The organism is Bradyrhizobium sp. 956_D2_N1_4, assembly GCF_052076025.1.
Taxonomy (GTDB): domain Bacteria; phylum Pseudomonadota; class Alphaproteobacteria; order Rhizobiales; family Xanthobacteraceae; genus Bradyrhizobium; species Bradyrhizobium barranii.
This window is the reverse complement of the sequence record NZ_CP197237.1, coordinates 1-25,732: the sequence shown is the minus strand read 5'-3', so window position 1 is coordinate 25,732 and position 25,732 is coordinate 1. Positions and strand designations below refer to the sequence as shown.

Below are 25,732 nucleotides of genomic sequence, written 5' to 3'. Positions count from 1 at the left end.
GTTCACAAAAGTGGCAATTGCGTAGGGAAAATCAAGCTTCATACTTCCACCGCCTTTGTCGGCAAATCAGCCGTTTGAACGATGCGCCGATCGCGAAAGACCCTACAAGAGGGCATTGTCTTAGCCTTGCGGATTGCCATGACCGTCTTCCAGCTGAAACAGCTTGCATCCACCTCCGTCCACGCCGCGGCCGACGCGATCGGCTGGAACTACGACCGTGCCGAATTGATCGCGGACGGCGTGATCCACGCGATCGGCGTGTTCTGCGGCATCGTCGCCGCCACGGTCCTGGTGGTGCTGACGGCGGTTTATGCCGACGCCACCAACATCGTCGGGGTCTCGATCTATGTCGCCGGCCTGCTCTCGATGCTGGTGCTGTCGGCGACCTATAATCTCTGGCCGGTCTCGCCGGCCAAATGGCTGCTGCGGCGATTCGACCATTGCGCGATCTATCTGCTGATCGCGGCGACCTATACGCCGTTCATCCTCGAGGTGAGGGACAGTGTGTTCGCGCTGGTGCTGCTCGGTGGCGTCTGGTGCGTCGCGATCCTGGGTATCGTGCTGAAACTTCTCTACCCCGGCCGGTTCGACCGCGTCGCAGTCGGAATCTATCTCGCGATGGGCTGGAGCGGCGTGATGGTCTACGACGCCGTGGTCAAGGCGCTGCCTGCGCTGGTGCTGGGCTTCATCCTTGCGGGCGGCCTGCTCTACAGCTTTGGCGTGATCTTCCATGCCTGGCGGCGGCTGCGCTTCCAGAATGCGATCTGGCACGGCTTTGTCTTGGCCGGCGCGGCGTGCCATTATACCGCGGTGCTCGACCTCGTGTTGAGCTGAGCAAGATCCGCGAAGCGGAATAAGCGAAGCGGTATAAGATAGCGAAGCGCTATCCGAAAAGAGAAGCGCTACAAGACAAAGAGGAGACGTCGCATGCAGGTGACCGGCAAGGTCGTGGTCGTCACGGGCGGCGCAAACGGCATCGGCAAGGCGCTGTGCGAGGCCTTCCACAAGGCGGGTGCCGCCAAGGTCGTCGTCGCGGACATGGACGCCGCCAATGCAAGAGCCGTCGCCGCCACGGTGGATGGCGCGGCCTTCAGATGCGACGTCGCGCAGGAAAAAGAGATCGCCCACGTCATCGAGGAGACCGAACGGCAGTTCGGCCCGATCGAATTGTTCTGCTCCAATGCCGGCATCGGCGGCGGCTTCGATCCGATGTCGGTCAATGCCGGCGGCGCCTCCGACGAGCCGTGGCAGCGGAGCTGGGCGATCCATGTCATGGCCCATGTCTATGCGGCGCGGTATCTCATTCCCCGCATGAAGGCGCGCGGCGGCGGATATTTTCTCAATACGATTTCGGCGGCAGGTCTGCTGTCGCAGGTCGGAAGCCCCGCTTACTCCACCACCAAGCACGCCGCGGTCGGCTTTGCCGAAAACCTCGCGATCTCGCACAAGGCCCACAACATCAAGGTGTCGATCCTCTGCCCGCAGGGCGTCGACACCAACATGCTGCGCTCGATCCCGAAGGGCCCGCAATCCGGCGACGGCGATCTCACGCCGGAGCAGGTCGCGAAAGACGTGCTCGCCGGCCTCGAGCAGGAGACGTTCCTGATCCTGCCGCACCCCCAGGTGCTCGGTTACATGCGCAAGAAGACCGAGAATTACGACCGCTGGATCGGCGGCATGGCCAAGATCCAGGCCAAGATGCGGGAGGAGTTCGGGAAGTAGGGTAGGCTGGTGCCACCCGCACCGCTGTCATTCCCCGCGGAAACGGGGCATCCAGTACGCCGCGGCCTGTCGAGGAATCACAGCCGTCTCTGGAATACTGGATCGCCCGCCTTCGCGGGCGATGACACTGAGAATACGGCTACGCCGCCGACTCCCCCTCATCCTCCATGCGGCTCTGCCGCAGCGCCCGGGCATAGAGCATCATGCCCTCGCGCACCGTGCGCTGCTCGGCCTCTGTCAGCGCGGCCAGCGCGCCGCGCACCTGCTGGCGTCCGAACGCGTGCAGCGCCTCCAGCGTGCGCCGGCCCTTCGCCGTCAGCGACAAGAGCTTGCTGCGCGCGTCGGCTTCATCAGGCGTCTCCCGCAGCTCGCCGCAATCGACCAGCTTGCGCACCAGGCGGCTGACGCTGGATTTCTCCAGCCGCAGGAAATCGCCGAGGTCGCCTGAGTTCATCGGGCCGCGGATGCCGATCTCCAAAATGGTGTGCACCGCCGAGGGCGGATAGTCCGAGGCCGCCACCGTCGCATCCATGAAGCCGAGCTCCCGCACCATCAATCGCGAGGCGGCGCGGATGTCGTCGATCAGCGCAAGCTCGGCCATCTTGACTCCCGGCATATAGTTGTATCATACAACTATATGCGCGCAACGTCGCGCGCAAGCGTTTTGGAGTGAGCCATGAGCGGAACTGTGCCGGCCGGGATGCGGATGAGAGGCAAGGTCTGCCTCGTCACGGGCGGCGGCAGCGGCATCGGCCGCGCCACGGCGCTGCGGATGGCCTCGGAAGGTGCGGAGGCGATTGTTGTCGCGGGACGGCGGGAGGCCGAAATCAAGGACACCGCCGCAGCGTGCCGGGAGCTCGGCGCTGACGCGATCGCGATCCAAACCGACATCACGCAAGAGGATGACGTCGAACGGCTGGTTCGCACGGCGGTCGAGCGCTGCGGCCGGCTCGATGTCGCCTTCAACAATGCCGGATTCCAGGAGCGCCGCGCGCCGCTGGAAGAGCAGGGCACGGAGATCTACGACACGGTGTTCGACACCAATGTCCGTGCGCTGTTCCTGTGCCTGCGCCATCAACTGCCGGCGATGCTGGCGCAGGGCCGCGGCAGCATCGTCGTCAACGCCTCCGTCAGCGGCGTGCGCAATCCCAATCCCGGCTTCTCGCTCTACTCGGCCTCGAAGGCGGCGGCGATCTCGCTGACACGCTCGGCCGCGATGGAGAACGCCCCGCGCGGCATCCGCATCAACGCCATCGCGCCCGGCCGCGTCGTCACCGACATGATGCTGCGCGCCGGCGTCGGCGATGTCGCAACCGTCAGTGCGGGCCTGCCGCTGCGGCGGATGGGGAGCCCGGAGGAAGTGGCGGAGGCCGTGGTGTGGCTGTCGTCCGACGCGTCGTCGTATGTCGTTGGCCACGTGCTCGCGGCGGACGGGGGATTTTTGGCGTCGTGATGTCGTAGTCGTAGTTCGTAGCCCGGATGGAGCGCAGCGTAATCCGGGTCGACTCGCTTGTGCCACGATTCCCGGATTTCGCTTCGCTCCATCCGGGCTACGCGCCCCCCTAATGCTTCTGCCCGTACAGCACCGGCACCGCCGAATCCACGACGACCTCGACGAGGCTCGTCCCCTCGAACGCCATTCCGCGCTTGAGCGCCTCGCCCAGCTCCGCGGCCTTGCTCACCCGCACCGCATGGCAGCCCATGCCCTCGGCGAGCCTGACGAAATCGATCCCCGGCAGCTCCAGCCCCGGCACGTTCCTCACCTGCATCACCTGGCTGAACGAGCGCATCGCGCCGTAGCCGGAATTGTTGATGACGACGATGGTCAGCGGCAGTTTTCGTTGCGCGGCGGTCCACAGCGCCTGGATCGAATACATCGCCGAGCCGTCGCCGATCAGGCACACCGTCCGCTGCTTCGGCTTGCCGAGCGCCATGCCGACCCCCGCGGGCAGGGAGTAACCGAGGCCACCGCTCGCCATGGTGTAGAAACTGTCCTGGCCGCGCATCGGCATGAACTTCTGCATCGCCGGTCGGTGCGAGGGCACTTCCTCGACCAGCGACGCGTCATCCGGCATCGCCTGCGACAGCGAATGCAGCAAAAATTCGACCGGCAGCGGGTCGGCGGCCTGCGGCGCCGACGGCAGCGTGCGGCCTTTCGGCGTCGCGCGTTTGCTCTCCGGCAGCAAGTCGAGCAGCAGGCTCAGCGCCGGCTTCATGGTCGCGATGATGCTGGTGCCGACCGGCGTCACCGCCGCCGCGTCCGGATCGTCGGTGATCTGAAAAATCGTCGCGCCGCCATCGAAGATCGCGGCATGGCCTTCGACATGGAAGGTGAACACCGGCGCGCCGATGACGACGACGAGATCGTGCTCGCGCAGCGCATCGGACAGCTGCGCCGGCGAGGCGTGCAGGAACCCCGCGAATTGCGGATGACGCTCGGGGAACGAGCAGCGCGCGGAGAACGGGCTGACCCAGACGCTGGCCTTGGCTTTCTCGGCCACGCGCACCATCAAATCGACCGCGCCGGCGCGGTCGATGCCGGGGCCGACCACGAGGGCAGGGTGTTTTGCTGAGCCGAGCGCGGCGACGAGCGCCTTCATCGCGTCCGGCTCGGGCCCGATCTCGCGGCTGACCTTGCGCGCCTCGACCGGTGCGGTCGCATGCGCCCAGTCGTCGATCGGGATCGACACGAAGGTCGGCCCGCAGGGCGGCTGCATCGCGGTGTAATAGGCCCGCGCGATCGCGGCCGGAACGTCCTCGGGCCGGGCCGGCTCGACGCTGTATTTGACGTAAGGCCGCGGGAATTCCGAGGCGCGCTCGGCATAGAGGAACGCCTGCAAGGGCAGGATCGAGCGCGCCTGCTGGCCCGCGGTGATCACGAGCGGCGTCTGGTTGCGGTGCGCGGTGTAGATATTGCCGAGCGCGTTGCCGACGCCGGCCGCCGAATGCAGATTGACGAAGCCGGCATTGCGCGTCGCCTGCGCGTAACCATCGGCCATGCCGACGGCGGAGGCTTCCTGCAGCGCCAGCACGTAGTCGATGTCATCAGGCCAGTCGCTCAGGAACGGCAGTTCGGTCGAACCGGGGTTGCCGAACACCCTGTCGATGCCCAGCGAGCGCAGCAGATCGAGCGTCGCCTGCTTCACGGTGACGGACTTGCTGCCGCTCTTGCCGTTCTTGGACATGGTTTCCGTCCCCTGTAAATTCCTCATCCTGAGGAGCGCGGAACGCGCGTCTCGAAGGATGAAGGCCCGGCTGGTGGCCTCGCCCTTCGAGACGCGCGCGAAGGGGCGCGCTCCTCAGGGTGAGGGTCTAATAGCGGTGCCTACCACACCGCCGCGCCCTTCATCGTCGGCTGTCCCTCCGCATTCGCGGTCCACAGCTCCATTCCCGCCTCGGTCTCGTTGGCGTTGATGGAGAACTCGGTGCCCTCGAACAGCGGCTGCACGCCGCGATAGGTGAATTTCTTCGGTGCCTTGCCGTCGTGCAGCTTCGCCGCCATCTCCACGATCAGCGACGCCTGCAGCGGCCCATGGAAGATCAGGCCCGGATAGCCCTCGACCTTGGTGACGTAGTCACGGTCGTAATGGATGCGGTGACCGTTGAAGGTCAGCGCGGAATAACGAAACAGCAGCACGGGATCGGACACATGCGTCTCGCGGTGCTGCGCCTTCGGCGGCGGGGGCGGGGCCTTGGCGCCGGCGGGCGCGCTGCTCGTCATCTCGCGATAGACGATGTCCTGCCGCTCGCGGATGGCAATGCCCCGCGGCGAGGAGATGCTGTGCTCGACCGAGACGAAGCACAGCGTGCCGGTCGTGCCCGATTTCACCTGCACGTCGGCGATGCGCGAGGTCCGCGTCGATTCATCGCCGACGCGCAGCGGCTGCAGGAATTCGATCTCGCCGCCGGCCCACATCCGGCGCGGCAACGGCACCGGCGGCAGGAAGCCGCCGCGGGTCGGATGGCCGTCGGGGCCGAGCATCGACATCGGAAACACCGGCTGCGCCAGGCACCAATGCACCGTGAACGGCGCGGCATCGCCCGCTTTGGGCTCGCCGACCTCCTGGAACAGGGTCGCGCGCAGGCCCTTCACGAGCTGCGCGGTGACGATGTCGGTGGCCTCGGTGCTGCGGCCGATCCATTGCCGCAAGTGGTCGATGTCGAGCTTCTCGGTCATGACGCCTCGCTCTTGTTATGACTTCCTGGCCGGCCGCTCGCCGATGGCGGGCACAGCGCCGTAAGCGCGGGTCTCGCCGACGATGATCGGCGCCGGCGCGGGATAGCTGACACGTCCCTGCGGCGTGTCGACCTCGATGCGGCGCAGATGCGGATGATTGGTGAGGTCGGCCATGGTGTTGACCTCGGCAAAGGCGATGTCGGCGTCCGACAGCCGCTTCAACAGCTCGTCGCGCGTCATCTTGCCGAAGATATCTGCGACCGTCGTGTCGGTGAAATCGCGGTTGCGCACGCGCTCGACCATGTTGGCGACGCGCGGATCGGCCGGCAAATCGGGCTGGTCTAGCACCTTGACGCAGAGCGTCTTCCACTCGCGCTCGCTCTGGATCGAGATCAGGATGTCCTTGCCGTCCTTCGAGGTGAACACGCCGTAGGGCGCGATCGAGGGATGGCGCAGGCCCATCCGCTTCGGCGGATTGCCGGCTTCGGAATTGAGCAGCGGCACGGTGCACCAGTCGGCCATCACGTCGAACATGGAGATGCGGATGTCACAGCCCTTGCCGGTGCGCCCGCGCGCGATCAGCGCTTCCAGGATCGCCGCATGCGCGGTGGCGCCGGTCGCGACGTCGACGATCGACATGCCGACTCGCGAGGCTCCATCAGGGTTGCCGGTGATCGAGGCAAGGCCGCTCTCGGCCTGGATCAGCAGGTCATAGGCCTTGCGGTGGGCGTAGGGGCCTTCGTCGCCATAGCCGGTGATCGTGCACGAGATCAGCTTCGGATAGTCCTTCAGCAGCCGTTCGCGCGAAAAGCCGAGCTTGTCCATCGAGCCCGGCTTGAGATTCTGGATCAGCACGTCCGCGCTCGCGATCAGTTTCTCGAGCTCGGCGCAGCCTTCTTTCATTGCGAGATCGACCACCGCCGATTGCTTGCCGCGGTTGAGCCACACGAAATAGCTGCTCTGGCCCTTGGCCGCCGCGTCATAGCCGCGAGCGAAATCGCCTTCGGGCCGCTCGATCTTGATCACCTCCGCGCCGGCGTCTGCCAGCCGCGACGAGCAGAACGGCGCCGCGACCGCCTGCTCGACCGCAATCACCCTGATCCCGTCCAATGCTCCCATGACGCGACCTCAGTACGAGCGGGGCATGCCGAGCACGTGCTCGGCGACGTAGGACAGCACGAGGTTGGTCGAGATCGGCGCCACCTGGTAGAGCCGCGTCTCGCGGAATTTGCGCTCGACGTCGTACTCCTCGGCGAAGCCGAAGCCGCCATGGGTCTGGATGCAGGCGTTTGCCGCTTCCCACGACGCATCGGCCGCCAGCATCTTGGCCATGTTGGCCTCCGCGCCGCAGTCGAGCCCGGCCTCGTATTTGCGCGTCGCTTCCTTCACCATCAGCTCGGCCGCGCGCATCGAGGCGTAGGCCTTGGCGATCGGAAACTGAATGCCCTGGTTCTGGCCGATCGGCCGGCCGAACACCGCGCGCTCCTTGGCGTAGTTCGTGGCCTTGGCGATGAACCATTTGGCGTCGCCGACGCATTCGGCGGCGATCAGGATGCGCTCGGCATTCATGCCGGAGAGGATGTAGCGGAACCCCTTGCCTTCCTCGCCGATCAGATTCTCCGCCGGCACCTTCATGTCGGTAAAGAACACTTCGGTGGTGGCGTGGTTCATCATGGTGCGGATCGGGCGGATCTCGAGGCCGTTGTTCTTGGCCTCGCGCATGTCGACGATGAACACCGAAAGACCATCGGTGCGCTTCTTGCTCTGCTCCTTCGGCGTAGTGCGCGCCAGCAGCACCATCAGGTCGGAATGCTCGGCCCGGCTGGTCCAGATCTTCTGGCCGTTGACGATGTAGCTGTCGTTGCCTTCCTTGCGCGCAAAGGTCTTCAGCGAGGAGGTGTCGGTGCCGCTGGTCGGCTCGGTGACGCCGAACGCCTGAAGCCGCAATTCGCCGCTTGCGATCTTCGGCAGATATTTTGCCTTCTGCTCGTCGTTGCCGTGCCGCAGCACCGTACCCATCGTGTACATCTGGGCGTGGCAGCCGCCGCCGTTGCAGCCAGCGCGCTGGATCTCCTCGAGGATCGCAGCCGCGGCGGAAAGCTTCAGGCCCGCGCCGCCATATTCCTCGGGGATCAGCACCGAGAGATAGCCGGCCTGCGTCAGCGCATCGACGAAGGCCTTGGGATAGGCCATCTCGCGATCGAGCTTGCGCCAGTACTCGCCGGGAAACTGCGCGCACAGCTTCGCGACGGCTTCGCGGATGTCGGCGTGATCTTCGGTGTGGTGTTCTTCACTCATGGCGTTTCCCGTATCTAGCGGCAGTCAAGATAACGCCGGCCGATCCTCTGGCGTTGTGAAAACATCGCCAGCCCCCTATGCTCATTTGCTATAGCGTATGAAGTAGCCTTCGAGGATTGGCAAGCATGGATTTCCGGCAGCTCAGGACCTTCAGTTGCGTGGCGGAGCTCGGCAGTCTCTCCAAGGCCTCCGACACGTTGCGCGTGGCGCAGCCGGCGCTCTCTAGGCAGATCAAGCTGCTGGAACACGAGCTGCGCACCGAATTGTTCACGCGCAATGGCCGCGGCATGGTGCTGACGGAAGCCGGCCGTCTCCTGCTGGCACGCACCTCCGGCATCGTGCGGCAGATCGACCAGATCCGCGACGACATCCAGTCGACCAAGGGGCCGCCGTCCGGCCAGGTCGTGCTCGGCCTGGTTCCGACCGTGAGTTGCGTGCTGTCGGCGCGCTTTGCGCGCCGCTGCGTCGAAAAATTTCCCGGCATTTCGCTGCGCATCGTCGAGAGCTACAGCGGCCATCTCGTCGAATGGCTGCATCGCGGCGAGATGGATCTGGCCATTCTCTACGGCCGCTCCGCCGATCTGCATCTCAACGTGGAGAGCCTTGGCCGCGACAACATCGTCGCGGTTGGCCCGCGCGGCTGCGGCCTCGCGCGCAAGAAGAGCGTCGATGTCGGCTGGCTGCTGCGCCAGCGGCTGGTGCTGCCCAGTCATTCCCACGGTCTCCGCGCGCTGATCGAGCACGCCGCCGCCCAGCGCAAGATCAAGCTCAACGTCCAGCTCGAGGCGGATTCCTTCCGCGTGCTGACGAGCCTCGTCGAGGAAGGCCTCGGCTTCGCGCTGCTGCCGCCCTCGTCGGTCCACGGTGAGGTCGCCGACGGACGGCTGGAGACCGCGCCCGTATCCAAGCCGATGACGCGCGAACTCATTTTCGCCTCTCCGATCGACCGCCCGGGCTCAACGGCGTCGCTCGCCATCACGACGCTATTGCGCGAGGAAGTCGCGGCCTGCCGCAAGGAAGGCCTGTGGGACATCAAGTTGAGTTGAGGGCCAGTGCTGAATTCTCAGGAGAATTTAGGACACAAGCCCGCAGCTGGCCCTTCGCATATTGAGCGAGCTGTCATGCCGGAATTTTATAGCCGGCCGCGCGCTCCTCGAGCGTTAGGAGCACACTCTTCGTCCTACACTCGGTGTCATTGCCCGCGAAGGCGAGCAATCCAGTATTCCAGAGACGGCGCGGCTAGAATCGAGGAGCCGCGGCGTACTGGATGCCCCGCCTGCGCGGGGCATGACAGCAGAGATTGGCGAGGCCGCTTGCCTTAAGGTAGTCCCTAGAGCACGCCTACCCCGGAATCCTCACCGGCAACGACTCATATCCCTTGATGAAGCTCGAATAGATCCGCTTGGGCTCGCCGACCACCTCGATGCGGTCGAAGCGCTTCAGCATCTCCTCCCACACGATCCGCAGCTGCAGCTCGGCGAGGCGCATGCCGACGCAGCGGTGGATGCCGAAGCCGAAGGAGAGGTGGGTGCGCGGCCGCGGGCGGTCGATGATGAAGTCGTTTGGCTTCTCGAACATCTCCTCGTCGCGGTTGCCCGAGACGTACCACATCACGACGCGGTCGCCTTTCTTGATATGCTTGCCGCCGATTTCGGTGTCGGCAAGCGCGGTACGCCGCATATGCGCCAGCGGCGTCTGCCAGCGGATCACCTCGGGCACCATGGAGTCGATCAGCTCCGGATTGGCGCGCAGCTTGTCGAACTGGTCCGGGTTCTCGCTCAGCGCCAGCACCGAGCCGCTCATGGTGTTGCGCGTGGTGTCGTTGCCGCCGACGATGAGCAGGATGATGTTGCCCATGAGATTGTCGGGGTCCATGAAGCGCGTCGCATCATTATGTGCCATCAGCGACAGCAAATCGTTGCGCGGCGCGGAGTTGACGCGTTCGTTCCAGAGCTTGGACATGTAGGCGTAGCATTCGTCCATCTCGCGGCGGCGCTCTTCGGCCGAGGCGACGATGCCGCTCTTGGGCAGGGCGGTCGCGACATCGGACCAGCGCGTCAGCTTGCGGCGTTCTTCCCAGGGGAAGTCGAACAGGGTCGCCAGCATCTGCGTCGTCAGCTCGATCGAGACGCGTTCGACGAAATTGAAGGTCTCGTTGCGGGGTAGATTGTCGAGCACGGTCTGCGAGCGCTGGCGGATCAGTTTTGCCAGCTCGTCCAGATGCGTCGGCGTGAACATCGGCGACACCGTCTTGCGCTGCGCCGAGTGCTGCGGCTGGTCCATCGCGATGAAGCTCGGCCAGTCATAGCCCTGCGGCACGTCGCGGATCCCGATGCCGCCGAGCGTCGAGTCCGAGGAGAAGATGCCGTGACTGGTGTCGACATGCATGATGTCGTTGTACTTCACCACCGACCAGTACGGCTCGATCGGCGCATTGGTGCAGTAGTGCACCGGCTCTTCCTTGCGCAGCCGCTCGAACCACGGCCACAAGGTGTCGTCCTGGAACAGCCTGGGTGCGCCGGGGTGGAATTGCGCCAGCGGCGTCGCATAGGCCTCCTCGCGGGCCCTGCGCATGCGTTCGGCGTTGTCGGTTTTGACCGGAGTCTGGATGTTCATGGTAGTAGCTCCAGTGTTTCTCTTTCTCCCCGCAAGCGGGGAGAGGGAGTGATCTCACGCCGTGATCTTCACCGGCAAGGTTTCAAGTCCCTTTACGAAACTCGAATAGACCCGTTTGGGTTCGCCGACCACGTCGATATGGTCGAAGCGCTTGAGGATCTCTTCCCAGATAATCTTGAGCTGAAGTTCGGCAAGCCGCAAGCCGACGCAACGGTGAATGCCGAAGCCGAAAGAGAGGTGCGTACGCGGGCGGGCGCGGTCGATGATGAAATCGTAGGGCTTTTCGATCGCTTCCTCGTCGCGGTTGCCCGAGACGTACCACATCACGACCTTGTCACCTTGCTTGATCTGCTTGCCGCGGAACTCGAAGTCGGCAAGCGCGGTGCGCCGCATATGCGCCAGCGGCGTCTGCCAGCGGATCACCTCCGGCACGAAACTGTCGAGCAGGCCGGGGTTCTCGCGCAGCTTGCGATACTGCTCCGGATGCTGGCTCAGCGCGTAGATCGATCCCGACATCGTGTTGCGGGTGGTGTCGTTGCCGCCGACGATCAAAAGGATGAGATTGCCGAGGAAGTTTTTTGCATCCATGTCGCGCGTCGCGGCACCATGCGCCATCATCGAGAGCAGGTCACTCTTCGGCGGCTGCTCGATGCGCTCCTTCCACAGCCGCGCGAAATAGCCCGCACATTCGGTCAGCTCGGCCTGCCGTTCGTCTTCGGTGGCGACGAGGCCGTCGGGGCCGGGAATGGTGGTCGCGATATCGGACCAGCGCGTCAGCTTGCGGCGGTCCTCCCAGGGAAAGTCGAACAGCACCGCGAGCATCTGCGTGGTGAGCTCGATCGAGACACGATCGACCCAGTCGAACACCTGGCCCACGGGCAGATTGTCGAGGCACTCGGCGGAGCGCTCGCGGATGCTGAGCGCGAGATTGTCCAGATGCGTCGGTGTGAACATCGGCGCCACGGTCTTGCGCTGCGCCGCGTGGCGCGGCGGATCCATCGAGATGAAACTCTCGCGGCGCAGGTCCGGGTCGATGTCGCGGATGGTGATGCCGCCGAGCGCGGAGGCCGAGGAGAACACCGAATGGTTGGTCTCGATCTCCATGATGTCGTTGTAGCGCGTCACCGACCAGTACGGCCCGAACATCGAGTCCTTGCAATAGTGCACGGGATCTTCGCGGCGCAGCCGATCGAAATACGGCCAGAACGTATCGGTCCTGAACAACTCGGGATCGCCCGGATCGAACTGCTCCAGCGGCAGTGACGTGGCGCGCGCGCGTAGCTCGTCGAGCTTCGCCGCGCTCTCGATGGTCCCATGCATGACCGCTCTCCCTGACATGAACCGCGCGTTCTCGTTGAATTCTGCGCTGCGGTATTTGATTTGCAATTACAGCCGGTTGTCTGCGTCGGAGCAAGGGAGACTTTTGCCACATCCAACCTTTGCGAGAGGTGGCTAGATGCGTAGCCCGGATGGAGCGGAGCGAAATCCGGGATTCGGGCCGCCATTGGCGCTGTCCCGGATGACGCGGAGCCTGTCATCGGGCTACGGATCAGCAACCGTCACGCAGATGTGTCAACGTGATCTCCCGCACCCCCGCGCCTGCGGAATCATGCGAGAAATCGAGGTAAATCGAACCCAGCCATCTTGGGGATCGACCAAATCTCTGATCTATAGTTTGACCGTATCAGGTCCGCACCCCGAGGTTGCCGCCGTGAACGACATGCAATGGGCCCCCATCGGCTCCGAACCCTTACCCCCGCCGCTGCCGCCCACGCGGGTCGACTTCACCGGCAACCGCTCCGAGTTCCGCAAATTGGTCACCAAGGGTGCCATGCTTGAGCTCGTCACCTTCGGCTTCTACCGGTTCTGGCTGGTCACCGACATCCGCCGTCATTTGTGGACGAACACCGCGGTCGACGGCGATGCGGCCGAATACACCGGCCGGGCCAAGGAGCTGCTGGTCGGCTTCCTGTTCGCGCTCGCGATCCTGGTGCCGATCTACCTCGCTTATTTTCTCATCGGCATCGAGTTCGAGCGCTGGCAGGGCTTTGCCTCGACGCCGCTGTTCATCAGCTTCTACGCCTTCGGACAGTTCGCGATTTTTCGCGCGCGGCGCTATCGCCTGACGCGCACGGTCTGGCGCGGCGTCCGGTTCTGGATGGACGGCTCGGGCTGGGCCTATTCGTTCCGGGCCATGGCGTGGGGCCTGCTGGTGTTCCTCACCCTCGGCCTGGCGCTGCCCTGGCGCGAGGCGTCGCTCGAACGCTACAAGATGCGGCACACCCATTACGGCGATCTCTCCGGCGACTTCGAAGGCGACGGCTGGACCTTCTTCAAGCGCGGCTGGTGGCTGTGGCTCTTGAGCCCGATCGCACTCGTGATCTTCCCGCTCGCCCCGTTCTTCTATGCCGAGTTCAAGGCGCGTGAATGGCGCTGGTGGCTCGACGGCATCCGCATCGGCGGTGTCAGCCTGTCCTCGGAGTTGCCGCACAACGCGTTCTACGGCCTGTACTGGAAAGTGATCGGCTGGTGGATGCTGCTTTCGACCGTTTTCGCCGCCTATATGGGCGGTGGCGCCTTACTCGTCGTCCAGCTAAGTGGCGTTCCGGCTGATCAGGTCTTCGGCCCCGGAAATGCCGGCAAGAGCATCCCGATGCTGGTCATGATGGTGATCGGCTATTTCGCCGTGGCGCTAGCGATCAACATCGTCATGCGGGTCTATCTGCAGCGCGATCTCTGGGCCAAGGTGCTGGAAACCGTCGAGGTGCACAACATCGGGGCCGCGGCGGATGTACGCGGCAGCGGTGAGCTTGCCAGCGCGCTCGGCGAAGGCTTTGCCGATGGGCTCGATGTCGCGGGATTCTGATCTGTGAGTGAGTTGTCCACCGAGGTTCCGGCGCAGTCCGCCAAGCCGACGATATTCTTCGACGGCGTGTCGAGCCGCAGGCGGGAGGTGTCGCTGGCGCTCGGTGACGCGCTCGACATCGTCGAGGAGGGCGGAGCGCCGGTTCGCTGGACCTATGCCGACATTCGCCGCGCCGACAGTCCGGCCGGGATATTGCGCCTGGCCTCGACATCCGCGCCGCCGCTGGCGCGGCTTGAAATTCGCGACGCCGCGCTCGCCGCCGACGTGACCGCCCGCTGCATGCGTCTCGACGAGCACCAGACGTCGCGCCGCGGTGTCGCAAAGATCGTCGGCTGGTCGGTGGCCGCCGCCGTCTCCATCGTTTGCGTCGTGCTGTTCGGTGTGCCGCTCGCTGCCGACCGGCTAGCGCCGCTGGTGCCCAAGCCGATCGAACGGCGCATTGGCGACGCCTCCGAAGTCCAGGTGAAAACCATCTTCGGCCGCAAGGCGTGCGAAGACCCCGCGGGCAAAGCCGCGTTCACAAAACTGGTCAATCGTCTGCGCGATGCCGCCGGCCTCGACGACGATTCCATGACGGCCGGTGTACTGCCGACCTCGGTGCCGAATGCATTCGCGCTGCCCGGCGGCAAGGTGTACGTGCTGAGGGGCCTGGTCGACAAGGCCGAAAACCCCGACGAACTCGCCGGCATCCTTGCCCATGAGCTCGGCCATCTCAAGCATTACGACAACATGCGCGGGCTGATCTACAACGGCGGCACATCGTTCCTGATCGGCCTGTTGTTCGGCGACGTCACCGGCTCGAGCGCCGTGATCTTCGCCTCGCGCAGCGTGGTCGAAGCCTCCTATTCGCGCGAGGCCGAGACCGCCGCGGATACGTTTGCGATCGAGATCATGCACAAGCTCGGCCGCTCGCCGAAACCCGCGGCCGAACTGATGTTCCGCATCACCGGCAAGGAAGGCGGCTCCGGCCTCACCACGATCCTGGCGAGCCACCCGCTCACCGAAGACCGCCTCGCACGCATGACGAAGGAAGATCGTCCCGCCAGCGGCCCGCCGCTGCTGACGGACAAGGAATGGCAGTCGCTCAAGCTGATTTGCGGCAGCGGGAAGATCTAGAGCGTTTTCGAGCGAAGTGGCGACCGGTTCGCGTGAAGAAAACGCGTCAAAAAAAGAGCTCCGCGCCTACCGCGTCCCGTAAGCGCGGTCGCCGGCATCGCCGAGGCCCGGCAGGATAAAGCCGTTCTCGTCGAGACCTTCGTCCACTGCAGCCGTCCAGATCGGAACGTCGGGATGCAGTCCGCGCAGCCGTTCGAGCCCTTCAGGGGCCGCGATCAGGCAGGCGAGACGGATGTCCCTGGCGCCGCGCTCCTTCAGCCGGTCGATTGCGGCGACGGCCGTGTTGGCGGTCGCGACCACCGGGGTCACCACGATCGCGAGGCGCTCGCTGAGGTCGGACGGCGATTTGAAGAAATACTCGACCGCGGCAAAACTGTGCGGCTCGCGGTAGAGGCCGATATGGGCGACGCGCGCGGTCGGCACCAGATCCATCATGCCGTCGACGAAGGTCGTGCCGGCGCGCAGCATCGGCACGAATACCAGCTTCTTGCCGGCGATCTTGGCCGAATGCATCGTCGCCAGCGGCGTCTCGATGACGGTATCGGCGAGCGGCAGATCCCGCGTGATCTCGTAGCACAGCAGCATGCCGATCTCCTTGATCAGCTCGCGGAAGGACTTGGTCGAGATGGACTTGTCCCGCACCAGCGTCAGCTTGTGCTGCACCAGCGGATGATCGACGATCGTGACGCCTTCCATGAAACGCTCCTAACGAAATGCACTTGGGTGAAACGCGACGGGCCGTTGCTTCTTCCCTTCTCCCCCTGTGGGAGAAGGTGGCATAGGCGGCCCTTGGGCCGCCGTTCTTAAGAACGCCGATGCCCCGCATCGGCTACGGCGCCGGATGAGGGGTCTCTCTCCACGAACTCCAATGAGAGATGCCCTCGCGGAGACAACCCCTCACCCGGCTTCGCTTTCGCGAAGCCACCCTCTCCCACAGGGGGAGAGGGTTTAGAAAACCGTGCCGTCGCTGATCACCTTGAGCGGCGGCGCGCCGTCCGGCCGGCGCGCGAAGGCGATGGCGCGGCCGGCGGCCCAGCTGCCACCTTCGAGAATGCTCGCGAGGGGCAAGGTCTCGGGCGTGCGGCCGAGCCTGGCGCGGATGCTGCCCGCAAGCCGGTCGAGCAGCGCGACGGTGAGCGCGCGCCATTCTACGACGAGCAGGGAATCCACCGCATGCGCGCGCTCGGCATCGGCGGCGTCGCGCAGGCGCAGCACCTCGTGATCGACGAACAGGCCGCCATTGCGGTATTCGGCGAGGCCGGTGAGGCCGTCGATGTCGGTGACGTCAAAGCCGGCGCGCTGCAGCGGTTCGATCAGCGAATAGCTCAGCCATTGCGACAGCTTGTGCAGGGGTACGAGGCCTGCCGTTCCGTCGTCCGCCCCGATCGCCGGATGACGCCAGCAATCGCCGAGCGGAATCCCGGCGAGCTCGAGCCGTGACGGCCAGATCGGTCCAAGCTGGTTCAGCACTGCGGACAGGATGGCGGGCGCGGCGACCGCGCCCCCCACGGCCTGTGCCGCGATGTGATCGAACAGGCCGCCTGGCCGCGGCGTATCGTGCAGGCCGAAGATGTCCGCGCGCTCGGCAACCAGCTTGCCCAGACGTCGCAGCAGATCAGTGCGTCCGTCGAGACCGAGCAGCGGATTGGCATCGCTCGCCTGAAAGGCGGAGGTGAGGGAGGCGAGCGGTAGTTTCGCCAGCACGTCTGCATCGGCCCTGAACGGCGCACGCGCATCGCCGGAGAACAGGCCGCCTGCAAACATGTCGAGGCTTGCGATGGCAAGCCCCTCCGATCGGCCGATACTTTCGCCGGTCACAGCGTCGCGATAGCGCCACGTGGCTCCCGCACCTGCGTCGAGCAGCACGCTGACAATGGCGAGGTCGAACTCGGCGCGCGCACGTGCCGCGCGATCCGGCCACGATGCGACGTTGGCAAGCCTCGCCCAGCGATCGACGCCGCCGAGCACGAAATGCCGCCAGCGGGCATGGAAGGGAATCTCCAGCGTCGGATAGGCCTTGCGCGTGACCGCGATCACGGCCTCCGCGACGCCGTCCATGCGGTCGAGGTCGATCGTGAAGTGCCGGAGCCCGCCGGCGAGGCCGATCTCGAGCATTTTTGCGGCACGCGCGCGAACCGCTCCTGCGCTGAGCAGGGAGCGGGCCTGTTGTTCCAAAGCCTCCGCCATCGCGCGATCAGTACTTTTCCAGCGAGCGCCCGACCACGCCGTTCACGTCCTTCTCCGGCGCGATGTCGGTCGAGTAATAGCCGGCAGCCTTTTTCGCGGCGATCTCGACATAGGCGTCGGCCGGGATCAGCTCCGGCGGGATCGGCACGCGCTCGACGATGTCGATGCCCTGCGAGGTCAGCGCGTCATGCTTCATGTCGCTCATCGACAGGAAACGGTCGATGCGCTTCAGGCCGAGCCAGTGGATCGTATCCGGCATCAATTGCTGGAAGCGCGCGTCCTGGACGCCGGCGACGCATTCGGTGCGCTCGAAATAGGCGGCCGCCGCGTCGCCGTCCTCCTGGCGCTTGCGCGCATTGTAGACCAGGAATTTGGTGACCTCGCCGAGCGCGCGGCCTTCCTTGCGGTTGTAGATGACGAGCCCGAGCCCGCCCTCCTGCGCGCCGCGCGCGGATTCCTCGATGCCGTGGATGAGATAGGGGCGGCAGGTGCAGATGTCGGAGCCGAACACGTCGGAGCCGTTGCACTCGTCATGCACGCGGCAGGTGATCTTGGTGCGGTGGTCCGGAAGTTTTGTCACATCGCCGAACATGTAGACGGTGGTGCCGCCGATCGGCGGCAGGAATACCTTCATGTCCGGCCGGGTGACCAACTCGGGGAACATGCCGGCGGTCTGCTCGAACAGCGTGCGCCGCAGCTCGGTCTCGCCGGTGCCGAAGCGCGTCGCAAGGCCCGGCAGGTACCAGACCGGATCGATCGCGATTTTCACCACCGACACGCTGCCATTGGCGTGCACGACCTCGCCGTCGGCGCGCAGCCGTTTTGCGGCGAGCGCCTCGCGGATCTCCGGCAGGTCGAGCCGCGCGCGCGTCACCGCGATGCTCGGCCTGATGTCGACGCCCTCGGCGATGTCCTTGCCGAAATTCTCCGCGACGAGATGCCCCCAGGGATCGAGCGCGACGATCTTGTCGGGATCGCGCCATTGCTCGAACGGCCCGATGGTCGCGGCCGGAAAGGTGTTGGTGAGGTCGGGCCGGCGGATCGGATCGAGCGCGCCGGCGGACACCGCGAGCGCCCGGTACATGGCGTAGGAGCCGCCATGGCTGCCGATCACGTTGCGATCCCCAGCGCGCGATACCGTGCCGATGATCGGCCCCCGGGTGCGTGCGTCGGCTGCGCCCCAGTGAATCGGAAACGCGGCCTTTTTGCCCGGCTCCGGATGGGAGGTCAGGCGGATGTGATCGGTACGGTTCGCGCGGCTCATGTCCAGGCTCCCAAAAAGCCGACGGCCCGCCGCTCGGACGGGCCTGGCTCACTTGCGTTGCCGGTGCCGAACACCGGCGACGCGAGCTCAATCCAACATATTGTAGCGGCTGGCGACGACAGACAAGTTAATGGTTCCCCGCCGGGCAGGCGACCCTGGCCAAATTCCCGTCACCGACGGGCAGGTCCGGCTCGCCTGGATGCCGCTCCTTCGCCCCGGCCGAACCTTGCTATTCGATCCGCGCGATAGGTCTAAGGATTTGAACTAGTTATATTTTTTATGTTTTCAAGAGGGCGGCGCGGCGGTTGCGCCACCGCGGTGCCGTGGACTGGACCAGACCCACATAATCGGACAAATCGTATAGATCGCCTCTCGCCTGGAGACTGCCATGCCCACCGCCAGCTACATCGACCCCCGTAACGGACGGCTCTATCCGCTGGACCAGCCGCGCTGGTGCTCGGACGAGCGGACGCCGCTGCTGGTGACGCCGGGACCAGGCATATCGCGCGCGGACATCGACGGCGCCACGCGCTCGCTCTGGCGCTACCGGGCGGCGCTGCCGGTCGAGATCAAGAAGCCGATCACGCTCGGCGAAGGCTGCACGCCGCTGGTCCAGCAGGACTGGGGCGATTTGCGTCCGTTCTTCAAGCTCGAATGGTTCAACCCGACCGGCAGCTTCAAGGATAGGGGCTCTTCGGTGATGCTGTCATTCCTGCGGCAAATCGGCGTCGACGCGATCCTGGAGGACTCCTCGGGCAATGGCGGCTCGTCGATGGCGGGATTAGGTGCCGCCGGCGGCACGCGCGTGAAGATCCTGGCGCCAGCCTCGACGTCGCCGGCCAAGATCGCGCAGGTGCGCGCCTATGGCGCCGCGGTTCAACTCGTCGAGGGGCCGCGCGAGGAGTCGGAGGCCGAGGCCATCCGCCAGTCGAGCCAGACCTTTTATGCCAGCCACAATTGGCAGCCGTTCTTCCTCGAAGGCACCAAGTCGCTCGCCTATGAAATCTGGGAAGACCTCGGTTTTCGCGCGCCCGACAATATCATCGTTCCCGTTGGCGCCGGCAGCAGCCTGCTCGGTTGCGCCTTCGGTTTCCGCGAGCTGTTGAAAGCCGGGCAGATCGCGAAGCTGCCGCGCCTGTTCGCGGCGCAGCCGCTAAACTGCTCGCCGATCGATGCAAGCTTCAAGGCGGGTGTCGACACGCCGGTCGCCCGCGAGGTGAACAAGACCGTCGCCGAAGGCACCGCCATCAAGAATCCGCTGCGCCTGCGCGAGATCATCGGGAGCTTGCGCGAGAGCGGCGGCGGCACCGTTGCGCTGACCGAGGACGAGATCGTCGCCGCGTTGCGGCGTCTTGCGCGGCAGGGATTGTTTGCCGAACCGACCAGCGCCAGCGCGGCTGCTGCATTGGAAAAACTCTCCGCGGCGGGATCTATCAAGGCGAACGAGACCACGGTTGTGGTCCTCACCGGCACGGGCCTGAAGGCTGCGGCCACGGTTGCTGATCTCGTGCAGTAGAGGCGGAGGAGGCGTTCCGCTTACCCTCCCCTGGAGGGGGAGGGTCGATCGCGCGTAGCGCGAGCGGGGTGGGGTGATCTCTCCACACGGGCAGCGCTTCGGTGGAGAGACTTTCACCCCACCCCGTCTCACGTCGCTGACGCGCCGCGAGCCGACCCTCCCCCTCCAGGGGAGGGTAAGACGCGCCTCACTCCTTCAAATCATTCACGCGCTTCACCCAGGCGCGCACATCGGCGAGCACCTGGGGCAGCACCGCCCTGACCTCCTGCACGGTCATGCCGGGTTTGATGCGGGGATCGTAGAGCAGGTTGAGGATGTACTGGTCGTAGACGTCGAAATAGCCCATCGACACATTGTCGTTGAACATGGTCCACGGCACGCTCGCGGTGTCGTTGATAGGGCCGAGCGATTGCAGCAGTTCCTCATAGGCGCAATCGAGGAAGGTGAAATCGCCGTTGTCGACGGTGAGGATGACGTCGGAATGCTCGATCTCGAAATTGTCGTTCTTGCGGAAGCCGGACAGGCATTGCGGATCGAGCGAGGTGCGGATCTCGCGCGCCTTCTCCGCGCCGTAGAAGCTGGAAATCGTCCGAAACAGGTCGCGGTCGCGAACCAGCTTCACCCGCACGTTCGCGGCTTCGCTGGTGTCGATCATGGCGATGTCGAGATGCTGCACGCGCCTGCCGATGTCGGCCACGACCTTGGCGAGCTGCGTCTTGCGGTCGGCGCGCTCGCTCTCGGCGTAGACGCGCACCGGCCCGTCGAATTTCCGGATGCGGTCGACGCGGCCGGCGAGGTGGTATTCGGCGCCGAACGCCGTCTTCAGAAAGCCTTCGACGATCTCGCCGTCGGTGAAGCTCTTCTTCTCGGCGCGCTGGCGCGAGGCGATCGCGGGCAAATCGCCCGCGACGGCGATGGTAGCGGTGTCAGGGGCGAACGCGAAAGTGGCGAGCGCCAGCAGGGCGATGCGAAAGCCTGACGAAGGCGGGGCCAATGCGCTCATTACGACCCGACGCTGCCGTATTCGGCAGCGACGCACAAGACCGCATATTCACGCGCCCTGCGGGTTCCCGCAGTTCGCCGACGGCTAGTTGTTGAGCACGACCACCTTGGTGCCGACCGAGACGCGGCTGTAGAGATCGCTGACGTCCTCGTTGGTCATGCGGAAGCAGCCCGAGGACACGGCCTGGCCGATCGTCTCCGGCTCGTTGGAGCCGTGGATGCGGTAGAGCGTCGAGCCCAGATACATCGCGCGCGCGCCGAGCGGATTCTCGATGCCGCCCTTCATGTGGCGCGGCAGGTCGGGCCGGCGGGCCAGCATCTGCGACGGCGGCGTCCAGTCCGGCCATTCCTTCTTGGCGGTGATCCTGTGCACTCCGCCCCAGCGGAAGCCGTCGCGGCCGACGCCGATGCCGTAGCGCAGCGCCTGGCCGTTCTGGAGCACCAGATACAGGCGGCGCTCGCTCGTGTTCACCACGATCGTGCCGGGGGCGTAATTGCCGTTGTACATGATGGTGGTGCGGGGGATCGGGCTAGAGCCGCCGCGGAAGAAGCTCGGGCCGAAGCCCATGATCTCGCGCGAGTCGAACCCCTCGGCGAATGCGCCGCCGGCGGTGGCCGACAGCAATGCGATGGCGGCAATCGGCGCGGCAAAAAATCGGATCATTGTTTCCCCCAGTAAAAAAATCGGATTCAACTGAAGTCACAGGCCATATTTGCGGGCATTTCGCAAGCCACGGGCCCGTGAGGGAGATCATCCTTAACGTCTGGCGTTGCCAAACCGGCAACCACGCTAATTTGCCTGAAAGCATTAGCCAAACAAGCGGATCGTCGCGCGGGGCAGGCCGGCGATGCCGGCTATTGCTTTGACGGAGGCGGCGAACAATGATTGATCGAGCGGACATTTGAATATTGCCGGTTGCAGGGAGCTTTGGGATGAACGGTGCGGAAAGCCTGGTGCGGACGATGGTCAAGGGTGGGGTGGATGTCTGCTTCACCAACCCAGGCACCTCCGAGATGCATTTTGTCGCGGCGCTCGACCGCGTGCCGGGCATGCGCTGCGTGCTCGGCCTGTTCGAAGGCGTGGTGACCGGCGCCGCTGACGGCTATTTCCGCATGAAGGGCACGCCGGCTTCGACGCTGCTCCATCTCGGCCCTGGCCTGGCCAATGGCCTGGCCAATCTGCACAACGCCAAGAAGGCGAATTCCGGCATCGTCAACATCGTCGGCCAGCATGCGGTCTACCACATCGACTACAACGCGCCGCTGACCTCCGACATCGAGGGCCTGGCCCGGCCGATGTCGTCCTGGGTCCGCACCTCGCCGGACTCCAAATCGGTTGCAGCTGACGGCGCCGCGGCGATCGCCGCCGCCAAGAGCGCACCGCCACAGATCGCGACCCTGATCCTGCCCGCCGACACCGCCTGGAACGAGGCCGATGGCATCGCCGAGGTACCGGCCGAGCAGCAGCGCGCCAGCTATTCGCCGCAGGCGGTCGAGCGGGCCGCGAAGATCCTGCACGGCGATGGCGAGGGTACGCTGCTGCTGATGACCGGCAGCGCGCTGAGCGAACAGGGCCTGGCGCTGGCCGAGCGTATCGCCGGCAAGACCGGCTGCACGGTGATGGGCCCGACCTTCCGTCCCAAGATGGCGCGCGGCCGCGGCCGCTATTCGATCGACCGCATTCATTACGTGATCGAGAACGCGCTGCCGATGCTGGCGAAGTTCCGGCACATCGTGCTGATCGAGTCCGATGATCCGGTGGCGTTCTTCGCCTATCCGAACAAGCCGAGCATGCTCAAGCCCGAGGGCTGCGAGGTGCATCGCATGACCTCCTGGGGCGAGAATTCGGTCGCGGCGCTCGAAGCACTGGCCGGCGCGGTGAAGGCGAGCGCGAAGGACGTCAAGCCGCAGGCCCTGGCTGAGCTGGTGAAGCCGACCGGCGCGCTGACCTTCGCCTCGATCGCGCAGGCGATCGCATGCGCCATCCCCGAGAACGCGATCATGGTCGACGAATCCCTGACCACCGGCCGCGGCTTCTTCCCGCCGACGGCGGCGGCCGCTCCGCACGACTGGCTCCAGAACATGGGCGGCTCGATCGGCTTCTCCACGCCGCTTTCGATCGGCGCCGCGATCGCATGTCCGGACCGCAAGGTGATCACCATGGTCGGCGACGGCAGCGCGATGTACACGATCCAGTCGCTGTGGACGCAGGCCCGCGAGAACCTCAACATCGTCACCATCGTGTTCGCCAACCGCATCTACCAGATCCTGCGCGGCGAGTTCGACAATGTCGGCGCCGGCGAGCCCGGCCAGCGTGCCAACGACATGCTGCGCCTCGACCGTCCGACGCTGGACTTCGTCGCGCTGGCGAAGGGCATGGGCGTCCCCGGCCGCGCCGTCACCAATGCCGAAGAGTTCAACAAGGCTCTGGCCGAAGCCGTCGCCGAGCCCGGGCCGCGGCTGATCGAAGTCCAGATGTAGGGCACAGCACCAGGGAGCGCCGAGGGCCGGGGGGCAAGATGCAGACCGAGCTGAACAAGGTGATCGCGGCGCTCCGGGACTTCTACGCTCACGAAGGATTCTTGTTCGAGAAGGACGTCGGCGAGCGGGCGGTGACGCACCGCTTTGCCGTCTATCTGGAGCGGCAATTCTCGGGCTGGTCAGTCGATTGCAACTACGACCGCCTCGGCGAGCGCACGCTGCATCTGCCGCACGGCACGATCGTCTCCACCGACGATCATCTGGGAAAATCGATCTACCCCGATGTCGTCGTGCATCAGCGCGAGATCCCGAACAATCTGCTCGCCGTCGAGATCCGCAAGGCGAGCAATCACACCTCGCTCGAGCACGACCAGCACAAGCTGATGGCGCTGACCGACGCGCATGTGTGGTTCGCGTACTGGATCGGCGTGCTGCTGGTGCTGGACAGGCAGCATGTGACGATTTCGGAAGTCTATGTCAGCGGCCTGGTCGATCAGCCGCTGTCGCTATGGTTTGCGGCGCGGCTGGAGGAGAGCGGTCTCGGGGCCGCGCATTAGACCGTCTCCACAGCGTCATGGCCGGGCCTGTCCCGGCCATCCACGCCTTGTCACGCAGCACAAAGAACGGGTCTCATCTCATCAGGCCTCAGTGCAGCGGATCGCCCTGGCCGAGCGCATAGGCGACGAGGTCCTTCAGCGCGAAGCTGGAGCCGGTCACCGGCGTCCATTGCGGGTCGAGCGACAGCACGGAGGAATGGTCGCCGAACATCATGCCGAGGAAGACCTCGGCGACGATGCGACCGCCGACGGGGCCGAGCTGCGGCGTGTTGATTCCGGTCGCCGGCGCGCCGGTGGCCGGGATCGTCACCGCGGTCTGGAATTGCCGCGCCTCGGCAAGGATGTAGGTCCAGAGCGGGCAATTGCCGGCAAACACGCCGTTCGCGATGGTTGCGATCCCAGTTTGCGGATCGCCCGCGCCGGGTTCGTCGACGGCCTTGCCGACGATGATCTGATCATCCGTCAGCGGCGTCAGGTTCATCGCCTTGGCGACGGCCTGGCCTGAGGGCAGGCCGAGCCGCCAGCTGCGCTCGAGATTGCGCAGCGCCAGCGACGACGGATTGGATGCGACCTCCGGCGGCAGCTTGCGCAGCGGATCGACCAGCGAGGCGTCGATGCGATAGGCGAACTGCAGCCGCTTCTTGTTGTCGGGGTTGGTGTCGTCGTCCTCGACGCCGTAGGGACGCGTGTCCAGATCGATGAAGCGGCCCCAATCCATGGCGCGTCCCGGGCCCATGGCGCGGAAGCCGGTCAGCGCGTTTTTGTCGGGATTGTTGGGGTCGGGGAAGATCTGCAGCAGCATGTTGTCCGCATCGTTCAGCCGATAGCCGGGGCGGATCATGGAATGGCCGAGACGGTAGGCCGCAACCGAGAACTCGACCGGCATGAACGGGTAAGTCTTCCAGTGGTAGTGGGCGAGCTTGCTGCGGTCGTACTGGCCTGCGGTCCTCAGCTCGTCCAGCACGCTGGCGTGAACGATGCGCGGCAGGAAGTCGTTCAGCACGACGTATTGATAATGGAATCGGACGCGCTGCTGCACGTCCTCGAACGACAGGCTGTCGTTGTCGTCGACCATGCGGTTGTGAAAGCGCAGCATCAAGGCCTGGAACTGCGAGACGATGCTGTTCTCGTCGTTGCGGGGGTCGCCGATCAGGGCGCGGCCCTTGAAGCGCGGCAGGTCGCTGGCATCGGGTACGCCCGCGCCGGTCAGCTTCTCGCCGAGCCGGAACTTGATGCCGTCATACATGTAGGGCTGATCGTTCGGACCACGGCCGTAGAGATTGTCCAGATCGAGCGACGGCGTGCGGAAGTCGACGAGCCCGTCGGGATCCTGCTGCTTGGTCAGCGAGCTGACCGGATCGAAGGTGATGTCGTGGTCGATGAACTGGCCGAAATAGGTGTAGAGCGCGGGAATGCCGCTCTCCTCCGCGTCCGGCCCGTCCTTCGGACCATCGAAGTCGGCGACCATCTTGTCGGCCAGCGCCGAAAGGTTCGCGACATTGTCGGCGTCGTTCGGACCGAATTTCGCCGGCGTGAGCTTGCGGAACATGCGTCCGAAGCGGCCCTGGGAAAGCGGCGAACGCGTTGCGTTCAGACCGCGCGGAACAATGCTGTGGCGGCTGCTCATTGAAAACACCTCCCTGAAAAGTCACGACGTGCAACGAATAAAGCTAAAGTTGTTCGCAACAGAATATGCATGTCACGCTAGATCAGGCGATTGGGTGCCACAAGCGATCTGCTTCACACACTGCGCGACATCGATGTTGTTCCGGGAGGGAGCGTTACGAGCAAGCTGCGGCCGCGCTTTGCAAATTTTTCCCTGTGCGATGACGGATAACATTCTCGTCATCGGCGCGCACGAGCGGCTTCGCGCAAGTGAGTTCGCCGGACTGTCGGCGAAGCGGATCGTCTTCACGCAATAAGTGTGGCG

Annotated in this window: 22 protein-coding genes; 9 read left to right on the top strand and 13 right to left on the bottom strand. The window is 65.1% G+C overall.

Annotated features, from left to right (window positions below):
• The first annotated feature begins 138 nt into the window (after positions 1-138).
• Entirely contained in the window at positions 139-834 is a 696-nt protein-coding gene (trhA, locus tag AB7535_RS00110) for a PAQR family membrane homeostasis protein TrhA (RefSeq protein WP_028151267.1), read from the top strand.
• A gap of 93 nt (positions 835-927) precedes the next feature.
• A complete protein-coding gene (locus AB7535_RS00105) occupies positions 928-1,722 on the top strand; it encodes an SDR family oxidoreductase (protein ID WP_085399829.1) in 795 nt (264 codons plus the stop codon).
• 139 nt (positions 1,723-1,861) lie between these two features.
• Here the strand turns inward: AB7535_RS00105 and AB7535_RS00100 are convergent, their stop codons facing one another.
• A complete protein-coding gene (locus tag AB7535_RS00100) occupies positions 1,862-2,323 on the bottom strand; it encodes a MarR family winged helix-turn-helix transcriptional regulator (RefSeq protein ID WP_085399839.1) in 462 nt (153 codons plus the stop codon).
• A gap of 75 nt (positions 2,324-2,398) precedes the next feature.
• On the opposite strand from AB7535_RS00100, the gene AB7535_RS00095 reads away from it, so the two are divergent.
• The gene (locus AB7535_RS00095) at positions 2,399-3,175 is read left to right on the top strand and encodes an SDR family NAD(P)-dependent oxidoreductase (RefSeq protein WP_063985429.1); all 777 of its coding nucleotides are present in this window, start codon (positions 2,399-2,401) and stop codon (positions 3,173-3,175) included.
• Between the two features lie 109 nt (positions 3,176-3,284).
• Here the strand turns inward: AB7535_RS00095 and mdlC are convergent, their stop codons facing one another.
• From mdlC to AB7535_RS00075, 4 genes are all read right to left on the bottom strand, one after another.
• Complete coding sequence (gene mdlC / locus AB7535_RS00090; RefSeq protein WP_085399830.1) at positions 3,285-4,907, bottom strand: benzoylformate decarboxylase; 1,623 nt, start codon at positions 4,905-4,907, stop codon at positions 3,285-3,287.
• A gap of 140 nt (positions 4,908-5,047) precedes the next feature.
• Positions 5,048-5,899: an FAS1-like dehydratase domain-containing protein gene (locus tag AB7535_RS00085; RefSeq protein ID WP_085399831.1), complete on the bottom strand. Its 852-nt coding sequence runs from the start codon at positions 5,897-5,899 to the stop codon at positions 5,048-5,050.
• Positions 5,900-5,914: 15 nt separating this feature from the next.
• A complete protein-coding gene (locus tag AB7535_RS00080; RefSeq protein WP_085399832.1) occupies positions 5,915-7,018 on the bottom strand; it encodes a CaiB/BaiF CoA transferase family protein in 1,104 nt (367 codons plus the stop codon).
• Between the two features lie 9 nt (positions 7,019-7,027).
• A complete protein-coding gene (locus AB7535_RS00075) occupies positions 7,028-8,197 on the bottom strand; it encodes an acyl-CoA dehydrogenase family protein (protein ID WP_063985425.1) in 1,170 nt (389 codons plus the stop codon).
• A gap of 125 nt (positions 8,198-8,322) precedes the next feature.
• On the opposite strand from AB7535_RS00075, the gene AB7535_RS00070 reads away from it, so the two are divergent.
• On the top strand, positions 8,323-9,243 hold the full coding sequence (locus AB7535_RS00070) for a LysR substrate-binding domain-containing protein (protein WP_085399833.1): 921 nt from the start codon (positions 8,323-8,325) through the stop codon (positions 9,241-9,243).
• A 295-nt stretch (positions 9,244-9,538) separates the two neighbouring features.
• Here the strand turns inward: AB7535_RS00070 and AB7535_RS00065 are convergent, their stop codons facing one another.
• Complete coding sequence (locus AB7535_RS00065) at positions 9,539-10,813, bottom strand: cytochrome P450 (RefSeq protein ID WP_063985423.1); 1,275 nt, start codon at positions 10,811-10,813, stop codon at positions 9,539-9,541.
• A 54-nt stretch (positions 10,814-10,867) separates the two neighbouring features.
• On the bottom strand, positions 10,868-12,133 hold the full coding sequence (locus AB7535_RS00060) for a cytochrome P450 (protein ID WP_085399840.1): 1,266 nt from the start codon (positions 12,131-12,133) through the stop codon (positions 10,868-10,870).
• Between the two features lie 400 nt (positions 12,134-12,533).
• Here AB7535_RS00060 and AB7535_RS00055 point away from each other — a divergent pair, with 400 nt between their 5' ends.
• Together AB7535_RS00055 and AB7535_RS00050 are read left to right on the top strand one after the other, a co-directional pair.
• Complete coding sequence (locus AB7535_RS00055; RefSeq protein ID WP_193560897.1) at positions 12,534-13,679, top strand: YjgN family protein; 1,146 nt, start codon at positions 12,534-12,536, stop codon at positions 13,677-13,679.
• Between the two features lie 3 nt (positions 13,680-13,682).
• Entirely contained in the window at positions 13,683-14,795 is a 1,113-nt protein-coding gene (locus AB7535_RS00050; protein WP_063985420.1) for a M48 family metallopeptidase, read from the top strand.
• Between the two features lie 66 nt (positions 14,796-14,861).
• Here the strand turns inward: AB7535_RS00050 and upp are convergent, their stop codons facing one another.
• The 3 genes from upp to AB7535_RS00035 all read right to left on the bottom strand — a co-directional run bounded on the left by upp (position 14,862) and on the right by AB7535_RS00035 (position 18,246).
• Positions 14,862-15,491, bottom strand: coding sequence for a uracil phosphoribosyltransferase (gene upp, locus AB7535_RS00045; protein WP_014492299.1), 630 nt, complete (start codon positions 15,489-15,491; stop codon positions 14,862-14,864).
• Between the two features lie 252 nt (positions 15,492-15,743).
• On the bottom strand, positions 15,744-16,982 hold the full coding sequence (locus AB7535_RS00040; RefSeq protein WP_085399835.1) for a URC4/urg3 family protein: 1,239 nt from the start codon (positions 16,980-16,982) through the stop codon (positions 15,744-15,746).
• 7 nt (positions 16,983-16,989) lie between these two features.
• Positions 16,990-18,246 carry a GTP cyclohydrolase II gene (locus AB7535_RS00035; protein ID WP_028159520.1) on the bottom strand — a complete coding sequence of 419 codons (1,257 nt, stop codon included), beginning with the start codon at positions 18,244-18,246 and terminating at the stop codon, positions 16,990-16,992.
• Positions 18,247-18,634: 388 nt separating this feature from the next.
• On the opposite strand from AB7535_RS00035, the gene AB7535_RS00030 reads away from it, so the two are divergent.
• Entirely contained in the window at positions 18,635-19,762 is a 1,128-nt protein-coding gene (locus tag AB7535_RS00030; protein ID WP_085399836.1) for a threonine synthase, read from the top strand.
• Positions 19,763-19,949: 187 nt separating this feature from the next.
• Here the strand turns inward: AB7535_RS00030 and AB7535_RS00025 are convergent, their stop codons facing one another.
• Positions 19,950-20,765, bottom strand: a complete 816-nt coding sequence (locus AB7535_RS00025) for a DUF2927 domain-containing protein (RefSeq protein WP_441279786.1) — start codon at positions 20,763-20,765, stop codon at positions 19,950-19,952.
• An 84-nt stretch (positions 20,766-20,849) separates the two neighbouring features.
• Positions 20,850-21,428 (bottom strand): L,D-transpeptidase, encoded by a 579-nt coding sequence (locus AB7535_RS00020; RefSeq protein WP_063985416.1) that lies wholly within the window; start codon positions 21,426-21,428, stop codon positions 20,850-20,852.
• Positions 21,429-21,697: 269 nt separating this feature from the next.
• Here AB7535_RS00020 and AB7535_RS00015 point away from each other — a divergent pair, with 269 nt between their 5' ends.
• Together AB7535_RS00015 and AB7535_RS00010 are read left to right on the top strand one after the other, a co-directional pair.
• The gene (locus tag AB7535_RS00015; protein WP_085398748.1) at positions 21,698-23,245 is read left to right on the top strand and encodes an acetolactate synthase large subunit; all 1,548 of its coding nucleotides are present in this window, start codon (positions 21,698-21,700) and stop codon (positions 23,243-23,245) included.
• A gap of 38 nt (positions 23,246-23,283) precedes the next feature.
• The gene (locus AB7535_RS00010; RefSeq protein ID WP_085398747.1) at positions 23,284-23,802 is read left to right on the top strand and encodes a hypothetical protein; all 519 of its coding nucleotides are present in this window, start codon (positions 23,284-23,286) and stop codon (positions 23,800-23,802) included.
• 88 nt (positions 23,803-23,890) lie between these two features.
• Here AB7535_RS00010 and AB7535_RS00005 read toward each other — a convergent pair whose 3' ends face one another.
• Positions 23,891-25,429 (bottom strand): peroxidase family protein, encoded by a 1,539-nt coding sequence (locus AB7535_RS00005; RefSeq protein WP_085398746.1) that lies wholly within the window; start codon positions 25,427-25,429, stop codon positions 23,891-23,893.
• Positions 25,430-25,732 lie beyond the last annotated feature (303 nt).